Origin of the sequence: Brevundimonas sp. UBA7838 (genome assembly GCF_002500885.1) — a bacterium.
In the GTDB taxonomy this organism is placed as follows: Bacteria; Pseudomonadota; Alphaproteobacteria; order Caulobacterales; family Caulobacteraceae; genus Brevundimonas; species Brevundimonas vesicularis_C.
This window is the reverse complement of record NZ_DLTK01000109.1, coordinates 13,972-28,205: the sequence shown is the minus strand read 5'-3', so window position 1 is coordinate 28,205 and position 14,234 is coordinate 13,972. Positions and strand designations below refer to the sequence as shown.

Here is a 14,234-nt window from a genome sequence, read left to right as displayed (position 1 = left end):
ATGAATCGTCGGCAACTGATCATGTCCACGGCGGCGACCGCCCTCGCCGTCTCGGCCTCCCCCGCGCTCGCCCGTCAGTCCACCGGATCCCCCATGCCTCAGCCGCCCGTCGCCAAGAAAATCCCTGTCGTCATCGAACAACTGGGCCGCACCCGGACCGACGACTATCAGTGGATGAAGGACGACAATTGGCAGGCTGTCCTGCGCGATCCGACCCTGATCAAGGCTGAGGTCAAGGAGCACCTGACCGCCGAGAACGCCTACCGCGAGGCCATGATGGCCTCCACCCTGCCCTTGCAGGAGACGATGTTCAGCGAGATGCGCGGCCGCATCAAGGAAGACGACAGCTCGGTTCCGGCGCCGGACGGCGGCTGGAACTACTATGTCGAATACCAGACGGGCGATCAGCACCCCCGCTACATGCGCGTCGAGCGTCAGGGCACGTGGATGGTGGATGGTCAGCCGGTGACGAAAAACTTCGTCATGGCGCCCACGCCTCAACTGCTGCTGGACGCCAACGAACTGGCCAAGGGCAAGGCCTATTCGGAAGTGTCCGCCGCAAGCCACAGCCCGGATCATACGCTGTTCGCCTATGCCGAGGACGCCCAGGGTTCCGAGGTTCACAAGATCTACGTCAAGGACCTGGCGACCGGCGAGGTGCTGCCCGATGTGATCGACAGCGCCACCGGCGACTTCGTCTTCTCGCCGGACAGCCAGTGGATCTTCTGGACCAACCGCGACGATAACGGCCGTCCGGACAAGATCTTCCGTCGCCCGGCGCGCGGCGGCGAGACCACCCTGGTCTATGAGGAAGCCGACGACGGCATGTTCATCGGCGTTGGTCGCACCGCCGACGACCAGTTCATCGTCATCGGCATCCAGAACCAGGAAACGTCGGAGGCGCGCTACATTCCCGCCGCCACGCCGACGGCCGAGCCCGTCGTGCTGGAGCCGCGCGTGGTGGCGACCCGCTACGACGTCGATCACTGGGGCGACCGCTGGGTGATCCGCACGAATGCGGACGAGGCCATCGATTTCAAGATCGTCCAGGCCCCGACCGCGACGCCGGCCAAGGCGAACTGGACCGATCTGGTGCCGCACACGCCGGGCCGCTTCATCGAAGGCCTGGACCTGACCAACGCTCATCTAGCGCGCCAGGAGCGTGCCGACGCCAACACCCGCATCATTATCCGCGATCGGACCGGCGCCGAGCATGAGATCGCAGTCGACGAACCGGCCTTCGCCCTGTCGCTGGCCGGCACCTCTGAATACGAGACGACGACCACCCGCTACACCTACAACTCGCCGTCTACGCCGACGCAGACGTTCGACTACGACATGGCGTCGCGCGAGCGGACCCTGCGCAAAACGCAGCAGATCCCGTCCGGTCACAACATCGATGACTATGTGGTCGAGCGGCTGAACGCGCCGGCATCCGACGGTCAGTTGGTGCCGGTGACGGTGCTGCGCCGCAAATCGACGCCCGTCGATGGTTCGGCGCCCCTGCTGCTCTACGGGTACGGCTCCTACGGCATCCCGATGCCGGCCAGCTTCTCGACCAACCGGCTGTCGCTGGTCGATCGCGGCTGGATCTACGCCATCGCCCATATTCGCGGCGGTTCAGACAAGGGCTGGGGCTGGTTCCTCGACGCGCGGAAGATGACGAAGAAGAACACCTTCACCGACTTCATCGCCTCCGCCGAACACCTGATCGACAAGAAGTACGCCACGGCCGGAAACATTGTCGCTCAGGGCGGATCCGCCGGTGGGCTCTTGATGGGTGCGGTCAACAACATGCGGCCCGACCTGTGGGCCGGGATCATCGGTCAGGTGCCGTTCGTGGACGTGATCAACACCATGAGCGATACCTCCCTGCCGCTGACGCCGCCCGAATGGCCCGAGTGGGGTAACCCGATCGAGGACCCGGCCGCCTACGACTATATGATGAGCTACAGCCCCTACGATCAGGTCGAGCCGAAAGCCTATCCAGCAGTCCTGGCGACAGGCGGCCTGTCCGATCCGCGCGTCACCTACTGGGAGCCGGAGAAGTGGGTCGCCAAGCTGCGACCCGCCACCACCTCGGGCAAGCCCGTGCTGCTGAAGATCAATATGGAGGCCGGTCACGGCGGCGCGGCCGGACGGTTCGACTATCTGAAGGAAGTCGCCCACGACTACGCCTTCGCCGTCTGGGCCATCGACAAGGGCTGGGAGCAGGCGTGAGCGCACTGACGATTCGCGACGCCCGTCCCGACGACATTGCGGCGATCACGGCCATCTATGCCGAAAGCGTCGCAAATGGGCGCGGCACCTTTGAGCTGGAGGCGCCCGACGAGACCGAGATGGCCGCAAGGCTCGCCGCTGTCGAGGCGCTCGGCCTGCCGCGCCTCGTGGTCGAAATCCACGGCGCGGTCGTCGGATACGCCTATGCCGGGCCTTTCCGCACCCGTCAGGCCTATCGCTACATGGTCGAGGACTCCCTCTACGTCGCGCCCTGGGCCAGGGGGCGCGGCGTCGCGGGCGCCCTGCTCGATGCGTTGATCCTTCGGTGCGAAGCGATGGGTCTTCGTCAGATGGTCGCGGTCATCGGTGATGCGGCGAACGTCGGCTCAATCGCCCTGCACCGTACACGCGGCTTCACCCACGCCGGCGTGTTCAAGGCGGCCGGCTGGAAGCACGACGACTGGCGCGACGTGGTGTTCATGCAGCGGGCGCTGGGCGACGGCGGCGCGACAGCGCCCGACGCGCCGGGTCTGCCCCTTGTCGACAAGAAGCCGCTGCGCTGACGCATTGCGGCACCGTGACCCGACGCCTATCCTGACGCCGTGAAGATCGTTCAATCCCTGTTGCTGCTGATCGGCGCCCTGTCGGTGCTGGCGCTCGGCGCGGTCGGCGCCTCGGCGTCGCCGGCGACCGCCGCGCCTTGCCATGAGACGGGCCATGAGACAGGCCAGTCTTCGCCTGACCAGACCCCGAACCATGCGCCCAAGGCCATGAAGGCGATGATCTGCTGCGTCGCCTGCGTCGCGGTACCGACGCTGGACCCCGCGCCGGTTTCCGGTCCGACCCTGTCGCCGTCGCGCATCGCCGCGGTTCCGGCCGCCTTGCCAGTCGGGCAACGGCTGTCGCCCGAACCCGGACCGCCCCGCCTCCTGATCGTCTGACACACCTCGCGCCCCTCGCAGAGCGCACTCCGTCACGATCATCAGAGGAGGCCTTGAATGGCTATCCGTACTCTCGTCGGCGTCTGCGCCGGCGTTTCCCTGCTCGCCCTGGCTCAGGCCGCGGCGGCGCAGGATCACTCGCACCACGCGTCGATCAAGCCCACTGCCGATCCGCACGCAGGTCACGACATGCCCATGTCATCGGCCGAACCGATGACCGATCACGCCAGCATGGGTCACACAATGACCAGCCCCTACGGCCCCTGGCCCATGAGCCGCGACGCCTCCGGCACCGGCTGGCAGCCCGACGCGGGCGAACACGGCGGCATCCACAGCGTCCGTGGGGACTGGACGGTGATGACCCACGCCATGCTGAACCTGGTCTATGACAGCCAGTCTGGGCCGCGCGGCGGCGACAAGACCTTCGTCGCCGGCATGTTGATGACCTCGGCGCGCCGTGACTTCGACGATGGTTCAACGCTGAACCTGCGGGCTATGCTCAGTCCCGACCCGCTGATGGGCAAGTCCGGCTATCCGCTGCTTCTAGCGGCGGGCGAGACGGCGGACGGGGTCAATCCGCTGGTCGATCGACAGCATCCGCACGATCTGTTCATGGAGCTGTCGGCCAGCTATTCGAAGCGCCTGTCTGACAAGGACAGCGTCTATGGCTATATCGGCCTGCCGGGCGAGCCCGCCTTCGGCCCGCCCGCCTTCATGCATCGCCTGAGCGCGATGGACAGTCCCGAGGCGCCGATCACCCACCACTGGCTGGATTCGACCCATATCGTCTTCGGTGTGACCACCCTGGGCTGGGCGCACGACCGCTTCAAGATCGAGACCTCGGCTTTCAAGGGACGCGAGCCGGATGAGGAGCGCTGGGGCATCGATTCGCCACGGCTGGACAGTTGGTCCGTTCGCGCCGCCTGGAATCCGAGCGACGACTGGTCGCTGCAGGTCTCCTACGCCGATGTCTCCGCGCCGGAACAACTGGAGCCCGACGAGGACGAGACGAAATGGTCGGCCAGCGCCATCCACACCCGCCGTCTGGGCGATGATGGCTGGTGGTCCTCGACCCTGGCCTGGGGTCGCAAGACCAACGACCACGGCGAATCGAAAGACGGCTGGTTGCTGGAATCGGCGATCCATCCCAACGACCGCTGGACGGTCTTCGCCCGCGCCGAGCGGATCGAGACGGATGAACTGGTTCCCGGCGTCGGCGGCGGCCACGGCCCGCTTTATACGGTAGGCAAGGCCTCAGTCGGAGCTGTCCGCGACTGGCGGATCGCCGAACACGTCCGTTTCGGTCTCGGCGGTCTTTATGCCATGAACCGCGTGCCGACGGCGTTGGAGCCGCGTTACGGCGGCGATCCCGACGGGGCGATGCTCTTCGTGCGGCTGAAGATCGACTAATCTAGCTCAAGGCCTGTCCGGCTTCGGCCGGGCGGGCCGGCGGCTGGTCCAGAAGCCGTAGCGCTTCATAGCCGACCAGGACCACGCCGAGCACGAGCATCAGCGCTCCGGCGATCAGCACCAGGCGTACGTGCCGGTGCAGGTGATAAAGCAACTCGCCGATCATCGACGGTCCCGCCGCATTCGGATCGTGCCAATTCGATCCGTTCCGGACAGCCTACTGCAAAACGCGGACCCGATGGAGTCTGTGAGAACCGCGTTCCGTCAGACCAGGCGGCTCTGCACCACGGCCGCGCCGATGAAGCTGGCGAACAGCGGGTGCGGCGCGAACGGACGGCTCTTCAGCTCGGGGTGATACTGAACGCCGATGAACCAGGGATGGTCCGGGCGTTCGACGGTTTCGGGCAGGACGCCGTCAGGCGAGAGACCGGCGAAGACCAGCCCGCCCTTCTGCTCGATCGCCTCGCGATAGTTGATGTTGACCTCGTAGCGGTGGCGGTGACGCTCGCTGATCGCGGTCGAGCCGTAGATTTCGGCGATCTTGGACCCGGCTGTCAGAGTCGAATCATAGGCGCCCAGCCGCATGGTGCCGCCCAGGTCGCCGCCCTGCTGACGCAGGACGCGTTGGTTGCCTTGGGTCCATTCGGTCATCAGGCCGACGACTGGCTCGGCGGTCGGGCCGAACTCGGTGGACGAGGCCTTGGGATAGCCGGCCAGGTTCCGCGCCGCCTCGATCACCGCCATCTGCATGCCGAAGCAGATGCCGAAATAAGGGATGTTGCGCTCACGGGCGAAGCGGGCCGCCTCGATCTTGCCCTCTGAACCGCGCTCGCCGAAGCCGCCGGGCACCAGGACGGCGTGCGCACCCTGAAGACGCTCCTCGCAGGCTTCGGGATCGCCTTCGAAGGTGTCGGCCTCGACCCAGTCGATGTTGACCTTGACGTTGTTCGCCACGCCCCCGTGATGCAGGGCCTCGATCAGGGACTTATAGGCGTCCTTGAGGACGGTGTATTTGCCGACCACGGCGATGGTCACCTCGCCGTCGGGCTGCAGGCGGCGACGCGCGATCTCTTGCCAGCCGGTCAGATCCGGCTCGGGCGCGTCGTTTAGGCCGAAGTGCGCCAGCACTTCGCGGTCCAGACCCTCGCGGTGATAGTCCAGCGGCACGGCATAGATGTCGGCGGAGTCCATCGCCTGGATGACGCCGCTTTCGCGCACGTTGCAGAACTGGCCGATCTTGCGCTTTTCCTCAGCCGGGATCGGCTGCTCGCAGCGGCACAGCAGGATGTCCGGCTGAATGCCAATGGAACGCAGTTCCTTGACCGAGTGCTGGGTCGGCTTGGTCTTCATCTCGCCGGCCGTCTTGATAAACGGCAGCAGCGTCAGATGGACGAAGCAGCTCTGGCCGCGCGGCAGGTCCTGGCCCAACTGCCGGATCGCCTCGAAGAAGGGCAGGCCCTCGATGTCGCCGACCGTGCCGCCGATCTCGACCAGAACGAAGTCGACGTCTTCGCCCGCGTCGGTCAGGGCGGGCGTCAGGCAGAAGGATTTGATCTGGTCGGTCACGTGCGGAATGACCTGGACGGTGGCGCCCAGATAGTCGCCGCGACGCTCTTTCTCCAGAATTGTCGAATAGATGCGGCCGGTCGTAATGTTGTCGGACTTGGCCGCCGATACGCCTGTGAACCGCTCGTAGTGGCCCAGGTCCAGGTCGGTCTCGGCGCCGTCGTCGGTCACGAAGACCTCGCCGTGCTGATACGGGCTCATCGTGCCCGGATCGACATTCAGATAGGGGTCGAGCTTACGCAGGCGGACCTTGTATCCGCGCGCCTGCAAAAGAGCGCCGAGAGCGGCGGAGGCGAGGCCTTTTCCTAGCGAGGAAACCACGCCGCCGGTGATGAACACATAGCGAGCCATGGGGGGACACCTTACTCCATGATTCGCGGCTCGGTCATGCCGCCGTCGAATCGAACTGTTGATCAAAAGAAGAAAGCGCGCCCTGCGGCGCGCTTTCGGAAACTCGGGTCTCTGTCGGAGCCCTATTGGGCGGGCTGTTGAGCCGGCGCCGGAGCGGTGGAGGCCGACGGCAGGCTGGCTTCCAGATCATCCAGCGAGGGCGTCGTCGGTTTGGCCGGCGCAGCGGGCTGCTGCTGGGCGGGTTGCTGCGTCTGGGTCTGCGGCGTCGTGGCCAGCGAACCCACAGCGTCGGCGTCGATGCCGGACACCGAGGCGCGGTCCATATTGCCGACGACCGTCAGAATAATCGTCAGGGCGAACAGCGCGGCCGCCAGCCACCAGGTGGTGACGGTCAGAAGATTGCCTGCGCCGCGTGCGGTCATGAAGCCCGACGGACCGCCGCCCATGCCCAGGGCGCCGCCCTCGGACTTCTGAAGCAGCACGATGCCCGTCAGCGCGATGGCGACGATGATGATGGCGACGAGCAGGATGGTCTGGAGCATGGCGTCATTCATGTGGGCGCGGATCTGCGCCGATCAAGCGGCGGCCTCTATCATCGAAGCGCGCCCGGGGCAAACGTCACGCGGCGGCGTTGACGATCGGCATGAAGTCCTCGGCCTTCAAGGACGCGCCGCCGACCAGCGCGCCGCCGACTTCCGGCGTAGCCAGAATGTCGCGCGCATTGTCCGGTTTGACCGAACCGCCATACAGAATGGGCGCGGTGCGAGCGCCTTCTCCCAGCTTTGCGACGATGGCGGCGCGCACGGCGGCATGGACCTCGGCGATCTGATCCAGAGTGGGGGTCAGGCCCGTCCCGATGGCCCAAACGGGTTCATAGGCCACCGCGAAGTCGCGCTCGGCCAAGCTGGACGGCAGCGAGCCCGCGACCTGGCCCGACACCACGGCGATGGCGTCGCCCGCTTCCCGCTGCTGCAAGGTTTCACCGACGCACACGATGGGCTCCAGTCCGGCAGCGATGGCGGCCTCGACCTTGGCGGCGACGTCCGCATCGGTCTCGCCGAAAGCCGAGCGGCGTTCGGAATGCCCCAGAATCACCACGGTCGCGCCGGCGTCGACCAGCATTTCGGCCGAGACAGAGCCGGTAAAGGCGCCGGCGGGCTTCTCGTGGCAGTCCTGACCGCCCACCGCCACGTCGCTGCCCGCCAGGGCGGACCTCATACGCTCGATCAGCGTCGCCGGCGGGCACAGCACCACACGGCATCCTTGGCCCGTCGTTCCGACGGCGTCCCTGATCGCCTCAGCCTGCGCCAAGGCGCTCGAAACGCCGTTCATCTTCCAATTGCCGACGATCATCTTCACGGATTGTTTCATGGCCGCCTGTCTAGAAGGCGAAAACCGCCAAGCCAAGAGGCACCGCCGCAATCCGGACACGAAGCCATCCTTGCAGCGGCGGCCCCGCCCCGACTATACGCGACGATTGACGCCAATATCGGCCAGTCCCGGGTTTTCGAATGCTCACCGCCTTCCGCGCCTTCTCTCGATCCAAATGGGCGGCCGCCCTACTCGTCCTGATCGCGATCAGCTTTGTGATCGTCGGCGCGCGGATGGACGTCTTCTCCAACCTGGGACCGAAACACGTCATCGACGCGGGCGACCGCTCGATGAACGAAGTCGAGTTCCGCACCGCTTTCGATCAGGTGCGTGAACGGCTGCAGCAGCAGGTCGGCCGTCCCCTGACGAACCAGGAGCTGGTTGCGGAAAATATTCACGTCCGCTTCCTGACCGAGCAGACGCAGCAACTGGGCTTCCTGAACTGGGCCTACAAGGCGGGCATTCGCCCGGGCAAGGAGCTGATCGTCAAGCAGATCCGCCAGATCCCGGCCTTCTTCAACTCGGTCACCGGCCAGTTCGACCAGCAGGCCTATGAGGCGGCTCTTGCACAGCAGAACCTGACGCCCGCCATGCTGGAGCAGGACCTGCGCGACCAATACGCGACGGAGCATTTCGGCGCCGCCGTCTTCGCCGGCGCTCGCGTGCCGCGCATCTATGGCGCGCTGCTGGCCGGTTCCGCCTTCGAAAGCCGCGACGGTCGTTGGTTCGAGGTGACCCCGGCGATGGCCGGTCAGATCCCCGCCCCGACCGACGCCCAGTTGAACGCCTTCATCCAGGAGAACGCCGACCGCCTGCGCGCGCCCGAATTCCGCATGGTGTCGGTGGTTCTGTTCACGCCTGAGGCTTCGGCCAATGCGCCGATCTCGGAAGACCGCATCCGCGAGCGCTTCGAGTTCAAGAAGGACACGCTGAGCAAGCCCGAGACGCGCTCGTTCGTCACCCTGACCGCGCCGAACCGCGAGACGGCCCAGAAGATCGCCGCCGCCCTGCGCGCGGGCCAATCGCCCGCCGACGTCGGCCGCGCCAACAACATCACCCCGGCCGCCTTCAACGAGACCCCCCGCTCGGCCATCGGCGACGCCGCGACCGCAGCCGCCGTCTTCGGCCTGCAAGCCAATCAGGTGTCCAACCCGGTCCAGGCCGGTGTCGGCTTCGCCGTCGCCAAGGTCACGGCGGTTCAACCCGCCGCGCCCGCCACGCTGGACAGCGCTCGCGAAGAGCTGATCCAGGAACTGCGCGCCGAGGACGTGAAGTCCCAGACCTACGCCAAGGTCGAGAAATATGAAGCCGCCCGCACCGCCGGCAAGAACCTGGCTGACGCGGCGCGTGAAGCCGGCGGTCGCGTCGTCGATCTGCCGCCCTTCACCAAGGACGGCAAACTGCCGAACGGTCAGGCGCTGAACGCCCCGCCGCAAATCTTCGAGACGGCCTGGAGCCTGACCAAGGGCGGCGAAAGCGACGTCATCGACGCCGGTCAGGGCCAGTATTTCGCCGTGCGCGTCAACGACATCCGCCCGTCGGCCCTGCCGACCCTGGCCGAGGTGCGTGAGCCCCTGGCCGCTCAATGGATCCAGCGTGAGACCATGCGTCGCCTGTCGGCCAAGGCCGAAGAGCTGACGACCCGCGTGCGCAATGGCGAGGACATCGCTGCGGTCGCCCGCTCGATCAATGCGCCGCTGACCGTGCGCACCGGCGTCATCCGCAATCAGCAAACCCAGGAAGCCCTCGGTCAGGGCGTGCTTCAAGGGCTGTTCGGCCAATCCAAGGGCCAGGCCTTCTCGCAGCCGGCGTCGCAGACCGCCTATGTGGTCGGCCGCGTCGACAACGTCCGCGCCGCCAATCCGGCCGTAGCCGGTCCGCTGGCCGAGCAGGTCCGCCCGCGCCTGACCCAGGAGTTGGTGCAGGCCATGGTCGAATCGTCGGTCTCGGCGGGCGCCCAGCGCTCCAAGGCCAAGAACGACCCGGCCCAGGCGCTGTCGGCCCTGGGTCTGTCGGGTGGCGCAACGCCCGCCGCACCGGCGCAATGACCGACGACGCTTCGCGCGACATTACGTTCGACGCCTTCGCCGCCGGCCTTTCGGCCGGTCGGCCCCAGGTCCTGGTTCGACGAATCATCGACGATCTGGAAACCCCGGTCTCGGCCTATCTGAAGCTGGGACGCGATCGGCCGTACGCCTGTCTGCTGGAATCGGTCGAGGGCGGCGCGGTCAAGGGTCGCTACTCCATCCTCACGCTGGATCCTGATGTGGTCTGGCGTTGTCGCTCCAACGCGGCGGAACTGTCGCGCGGCTCAGCCATAGCGGAAGGTCGCTTTACGGCCGAACCGCTGGCGGCGCTGCAATCCCTGCGCGCGCTGATCGCGGCGTCGAAGTTCGATCTGCCGGAGGGATTGCCTCCGATGGCCGCTGGCCTCTTCGGCGTCTTCGGCTATGACATGGTGCGACTGCTGGAGCCGTTGGGCGCGCCAAACCCCGATCCGCTTGATCTGCCCGACGCCGTGCTGACACGGCCGTCGCTGGTAGCCATCTTCGATTCGGTTCGCCACGAGATCGTTCTGGTGTCGGCCGCCTATCCCGACGCGGGCATCGCCTCCGAAGAGGCGTTCGACGCCGCGACGGCGCGGCTGGACGCGTTCGAGACGGCCTTGCGCGAGCCTCTGCCCATCCGCGCCGCCCCGCAGCAAACGCCGGCTCCCGTCTTCACCTCGCCGGTGGACGAGCCGGCCTTCGGCGAGATGGTCGCCAGGGCCAAGGACTACATCGGCGCCGGCGACATCTTCCAAGTCGTGCTCAGCCACCGCTTTTCGGCGTCTTGGACTGACGATCCCTTCGCCTTCTATCGCTCGCTGCGTCGCCAGAACCCGTCGCCCTATCTGTTCTATCTGAACTTCGAAGGCTTCCAGCTCGCCGGCTCCAGCCCCGAGATCCTGGTTCGGCTGAAGGACGGCGAGGTCACGATCCGGCCGCTGGCCGGCACTCGCATGCGCGGCGCGACGCCAGAAGCGGACAAGGCGCTGGAAGTCGAACTGCTCGCTGATCCAAAAGAGCTTGCCGAGCATCTGATGCTGCTGGACCTGGGCCGCAACGATGTGGGGCGCGTCGCGGCACCCGGCACGGTTGAAGTCACCGAGAGCTTCGTCGTCGAGCGCTACAGCCAGGTCATGCACATCGTTTCCAACGTGCGCGGCAAGGCTGACCCCAGGCTGGATGCGGTGGACACGCTGCTGGCCGCCCTGCCCGCCGGGACCCTGTCGGGCGCGCCCAAGGTTCGGGCGATGGAGATCATCGACGAACTGGAAAGCGAAAAGCGCGGCGTCGGTTATGGCGGCGGCGTCGGCTATATTTCGGCCGGCGGCGAAGCGGATATCTGCATCACCCTGCGCACCGCCCTGTTCGCCAACGATCGGATCTTCGTTCAGGCCGGGGCCGGCGTCGTCGCCGACAGCGATCCTGCGGCCGAATATGCCGAGACCCAGCACAAGGCGCGGGCGCCAATGCGGGCGGCGGAAGACGCCTGGCGCTTTCGCACCGGCAATCGCTAGCGCGAAATCGTCATTACCGGGTCGTTGAACTGCACGCCCGGCCCGATGACCACGACGCCAGCCATCAAAACCGCCGCAGTCGCTGCGAGCGCGGCTGCGCCAAGCGCGGCGACGGGGTTGGGCTTGGTTTCGACCACGACCAGCTTCGCCTTTGCGGCGGCAATCTTGGCGGCGATGTCTTTTTCAGCGGCGAGTTTCACCCGCCCAGTCCTAGTCCCGCCGAGTTAAAATGCGCTTTAAGGCCGCGCCCGCTTGGCGCGGACGCGCGTCGCGCCTAGAAGCCAAGCCATGATCCTCGTCGTCGATAACTACGACAGCTTCACCTACAATCTCGTCCACTACCTCGCGGAGTTGGGCGCGCCGACGCATGTGGTGCGCAACGACGACCTGACGGTGGACGAGGCGTGGGCGCTGAACCCCGCCGCCGTTCTGCTGTCGCCCGGCCCGTGCGCGCCCGATCAGGCGGGCATCTGCCTGCCGTTGATCACGACCGCGCCAGAGTCCATGCCGATCCTGGGCGTGTGCCTGGGTCATCAGGCCATCGGCCAGGCTTTCGGCGGCGACGTCATCCGCGCCAAGACCCTGATGCACGGCAAGACCTCGCCGATCCTGCATGAGGGCCAGAGCGTTTTCGCCGACCTGCCCTCGCCCTTCATCGCCACACGCTATCACTCGCTGGCGGTCAAGCGCGAAACCCTGCCCGACGACCTGGAGGTCACCGCCTGGACCGCCGACGGCGAGATCATGGGTTTGCAACATCGTACGCGCCCGATCCACGGCGTGCAGTTCCACCCGGAATCCATCGCCACCGAACATGGTCACGACATGCTGGCCAACTTCCTTGAGATCGCCGGCGTAAAGCGCCTCGCGGCCGCCTGACCGTGGGCGACGGGTTCAAGCCGATCCTCGCCCGACTGGTCGAGGGCCATCCCCTGACGTCCCAGCAGGCGCACGACTTCTTCGCCGCCTGCCTGCGCGGCGAGCCGACCCCGTCGCAGGTCGCCGCCGCCGTCACCGCCATGCGGATGCGCGGCGAGACCGTGGACGAGATCGCCGCCTTCGCGGGCGCCATGCGTGAAGCCGCCCTGACGCTGGATCATCCCTACGAGGTGATCGACACCTGCGGCACCGGGGGCGACGGTCAGCACACCTACAATATCTCGACCGCCGCCGCCTTGGTTCTGGCTGGCGCCGGTCTGAAGGTCGCCAAGCATGGCAATCGGGCGATGTCATCGAAATCAGGATCTTCCGACGTCTTGTCGATCCTCGGCGTGAACCTGATGGCGTCGCAGGCGCAGCAGAAGAAGGCGTTGGACGAGGCCGGTATCTGCTTCCTGTTCGCGCCTGCATATCACGGGGCGATGCGTCATGTCGGGCCGGTGCGAGCCGAGATCGGTTTCCGGACTGTTTTCAATCTTCTGGGACCGCTTTCCAATCCAGCGTCTGCAAGGCGACAGGTGATGGGCGTCTATGACCCGCGTCTGCTGGAGCCGCTGGCCGAGGTGCTGGGCCGGCTTGGCGCCATTCGGGCCTGGACCGTTCACGGCCAAGGCCTGGACGAACTGGCGACTTCCGGCCCCACGGACGTCGCCGAATGGAGGGATGGCGCGGTTCGTCGCTTCCAGGTCACGCCCGAGGACGCCGGCTTGCCGCGCGCCTCTATCGCAGACATTCGCGGCGGCGACGCCGAGGAGAACGCCGTCGCCCTGCGCGCGCTTCTGGCCGGCGCGGCCGGACCCTACCGCGACATCGTGCTGCTGAACGCCGCTGCCGCCCTCGTTGTGTCCGATCGCGCGACCGATCTGGCCGACGGCGCCGCGCTCGCCGCTGCCGCAATCGACGACGGTCGAGCCGCCGAGGCGCTGGGTCGCCTGGCCCGCATCACCTCCACGCCGCTGGAAAGCGAAGAGCCCGCATGACCGACGTTCTGGACCGTATCGCTGCCTACAAGCGCGAGGACGTCGCCGCCCGCAAGGCTGCGACCTCACAGGACGCGATCGAAGCCCTGGCCCGCGCCGCATCGGCCCCGCGCGGCTTTCGCGCCGCCCTGGAGCGGGTCGGAGAGGAAACCGGTCGTCCCGCCCTGATCGCCGAGATCAAGAAGGCCAGCCCGTCCAAGGGCCTCATCCGGCCCGATTTCGATCCGCCGGCCCTGGCCCGCGCCTATGAGGCCGGCGGTGCGGCCTGTCTGTCGGTGCTGACCGATGGCCCCAGCTTCCGGGGCGACGACGGCTATCTGGGCCAGGCCCGCGAGGCCGTCGCCCTGCCCTGCCTGCGCAAGGATTTTCTGGTCGATCCCTGGCAGGTCGCCGAAAGCCGCGCCCTGGGCGCCGACTGTATCCTGATCATCCTCGCCATGATCGACGACACCTTGGCGGATGAACTGCTGTCGGAAGCCGAACGCTTGGGCATGGACGCGCTGATCGAGACGCATGACGAGGAAGAAATGGCGCGCGCCTGCGCCCTCGGCGGCGATCTTGTTGGGGTCAATAATCGCTCTCTACGCACCTTCGAGGTCGATCTGGAAACCACGGAGCGGCTGTCGATGCTCAGCCCCGTGCGCGCTCTGCTGGTCGCAGAGAGCGGCATCTTCACGCCCGACGACGTGGCGCGGGTTTCGGCTGCGCACGCTCAGGCGATCCTGGTCGGCGAGAGTCTGATGCGCCAGGACGACGTCGAAGCCGCAACACGCCGACTGCTCGCGGCCTGAACGTTCCGGCGCCGTCCCAGCGCCGCCGTTAAGTTGACATTAGCAAGGAACACTTACAGAACATCGACAAATGTTCACGGCCCGTTCCGATTCGTCGGCGGGC

The 14,234-nt window shown here is 66.7% G+C and carries 14 protein-coding genes; 9 read left to right on the top strand and 5 right to left on the bottom strand.

Annotated elements, in window-relative coordinates; all coding sequences use genetic code 11:
* The 4 genes from B3T77_RS10120 to B3T77_RS10105 are packed head-to-tail and all read left to right on the top strand — an operon-like array spanning position 1 to position 4,571.
* Complete coding sequence (locus B3T77_RS10120) at positions 1-2,220, top strand: S9 family peptidase (RefSeq protein WP_292079299.1); 2,220 nt, start codon at positions 1-3, stop codon at positions 2,218-2,220.
* Positions 2,217-2,783 (top strand): GNAT family N-acetyltransferase, encoded by a 567-nt coding sequence (locus B3T77_RS10115; protein ID WP_292079297.1) that lies wholly within the window; start codon positions 2,217-2,219, stop codon positions 2,781-2,783. Before B3T77_RS10120 ends, B3T77_RS10115 begins: the two co-directional genes overlap by 4 nt.
* 39 nt (positions 2,784-2,822) lie before the next feature.
* On the top strand, positions 2,823-3,161 hold the full coding sequence (locus B3T77_RS10110) for a hypothetical protein (RefSeq protein WP_292079296.1): 339 nt from the start codon (positions 2,823-2,825) through the stop codon (positions 3,159-3,161).
* A 57-nt stretch (positions 3,162-3,218) separates the two neighbouring features.
* Positions 3,219-4,571, top strand: a complete 1,353-nt coding sequence (locus B3T77_RS10105) for a hypothetical protein (RefSeq protein WP_292079294.1) — start codon at positions 3,219-3,221, stop codon at positions 4,569-4,571.
* A gap of 1 nt (position 4,572) precedes the next feature.
* Here B3T77_RS10105 and B3T77_RS10100 read toward each other — a convergent pair whose 3' ends face one another.
* From B3T77_RS10100 to tpiA, 4 genes are all read right to left on the bottom strand, one after another.
* Positions 4,573-4,737, bottom strand: coding sequence for a hypothetical protein (locus B3T77_RS10100; RefSeq protein ID WP_165116665.1), 165 nt, complete (start codon positions 4,735-4,737; stop codon positions 4,573-4,575).
* Positions 4,738-4,835: 98 nt separating this feature from the next.
* The gene (locus B3T77_RS10095; protein ID WP_292079291.1) at positions 4,836-6,488 is read right to left on the bottom strand and encodes a CTP synthase; all 1,653 of its coding nucleotides are present in this window, start codon (positions 6,486-6,488) and stop codon (positions 4,836-4,838) included.
* 122 nt (positions 6,489-6,610) lie between these two features.
* Complete coding sequence (gene secG / locus B3T77_RS10090; RefSeq protein ID WP_292079289.1) at positions 6,611-7,042, bottom strand: preprotein translocase subunit SecG; 432 nt, start codon at positions 7,040-7,042, stop codon at positions 6,611-6,613.
* Positions 7,043-7,106: 64 nt separating this feature from the next.
* Positions 7,107-7,859, bottom strand: coding sequence for a triose-phosphate isomerase (tpiA, locus tag B3T77_RS10085; RefSeq protein WP_292079286.1), 753 nt, complete (start codon positions 7,857-7,859; stop codon positions 7,107-7,109).
* Between the two features lie 140 nt (positions 7,860-7,999).
* Here tpiA and B3T77_RS10080 point away from each other — a divergent pair, with 140 nt between their 5' ends.
* The gene (locus B3T77_RS10080) at positions 8,000-9,907 is read left to right on the top strand and encodes a peptidylprolyl isomerase (RefSeq protein WP_292079285.1); all 1,908 of its coding nucleotides are present in this window, start codon (positions 8,000-8,002) and stop codon (positions 9,905-9,907) included.
* Complete coding sequence (gene trpE, locus B3T77_RS10075) at positions 9,904-11,421, top strand: anthranilate synthase component I (RefSeq protein WP_292079283.1); 1,518 nt, start codon at positions 9,904-9,906, stop codon at positions 11,419-11,421. The genes B3T77_RS10080 and trpE overlap by 4 nt, the downstream gene beginning before the upstream one ends.
* On the opposite strand, the gene B3T77_RS10070 is transcribed toward trpE, so the two are convergent.
* Entirely contained in the window at positions 11,418-11,621 is a 204-nt protein-coding gene (locus B3T77_RS10070) for a peptidoglycan-binding protein (RefSeq protein WP_292079280.1), read from the bottom strand. The two genes, trpE and B3T77_RS10070, sit on opposite strands and share 4 nt — an antisense overlap.
* Positions 11,622-11,709: 88 nt before the next feature.
* On the opposite strand from B3T77_RS10070, the gene B3T77_RS10065 reads away from it, so the two are divergent.
* The 3 genes from B3T77_RS10065 to trpC are packed head-to-tail and all read left to right on the top strand — an operon-like array spanning position 11,710 to position 14,131.
* Complete coding sequence (locus B3T77_RS10065) at positions 11,710-12,300, top strand: anthranilate synthase component II (protein WP_292079278.1); 591 nt, start codon at positions 11,710-11,712, stop codon at positions 12,298-12,300.
* A gap of 2 nt (positions 12,301-12,302) precedes the next feature.
* Positions 12,303-13,340, top strand: coding sequence for an anthranilate phosphoribosyltransferase (gene trpD, locus B3T77_RS10060; RefSeq protein ID WP_292079276.1), 1,038 nt, complete (start codon positions 12,303-12,305; stop codon positions 13,338-13,340).
* Positions 13,337-14,131 carry an indole-3-glycerol phosphate synthase TrpC gene (gene trpC / locus B3T77_RS10055; RefSeq protein WP_292079274.1) on the top strand — a complete coding sequence of 265 codons (795 nt, stop codon included), beginning with the start codon at positions 13,337-13,339 and terminating at the stop codon, positions 14,129-14,131. The genes trpD and trpC overlap by 4 nt, the downstream gene beginning before the upstream one ends.
* Positions 14,132-14,234 lie beyond the last annotated feature (103 nt).

What these genes read in the sequence shown, in the direction of transcription:
- tpiA (WP_292079286.1), bottom strand. Translation starts at nt 7,859, where the DNA reads ATGAAACAATCCGTGAAGATGATCGTCGGCAATTGGAAGATGAACGGC.
- B3T77_RS10120 (WP_292079299.1), top strand. Translation starts at nt 1, where the DNA reads ATGAATCGTCGGCAACTGATCATGTCCACGGCGGCGACCGCCCTCGCC.
- B3T77_RS10065 (WP_292079278.1), top strand. Translation starts at nt 11,710, where the DNA reads ATGATCCTCGTCGTCGATAACTACGACAGCTTCACCTACAATCTCGTC.
- B3T77_RS10080 (WP_292079285.1), top strand. Translation starts at nt 8,000, where the DNA reads ATGCTCACCGCCTTCCGCGCCTTCTCTCGATCCAAATGGGCGGCCGCC.
- B3T77_RS10100 (WP_165116665.1), bottom strand. Translation starts at nt 4,737, where the DNA reads ATGATCGGCGAGTTGCTTTATCACCTGCACCGGCACGTACGCCTGGTG.
- B3T77_RS10105 (WP_292079294.1), top strand. Translation starts at nt 3,219, where the DNA reads ATGGCTATCCGTACTCTCGTCGGCGTCTGCGCCGGCGTTTCCCTGCTC.
- trpE (WP_292079283.1), top strand. Translation starts at nt 9,904, where the DNA reads ATGACCGACGACGCTTCGCGCGACATTACGTTCGACGCCTTCGCCGCC.
- secG (WP_292079289.1), bottom strand. Translation starts at nt 7,042, where the DNA reads ATGAATGACGCCATGCTCCAGACCATCCTGCTCGTCGCCATCATCATC.
- trpC (WP_292079274.1), top strand. Translation starts at nt 13,337, where the DNA reads ATGACCGACGTTCTGGACCGTATCGCTGCCTACAAGCGCGAGGACGTC.
- B3T77_RS10095 (WP_292079291.1), bottom strand. Translation starts at nt 6,488, where the DNA reads ATGGCTCGCTATGTGTTCATCACCGGCGGCGTGGTTTCCTCGCTAGGA.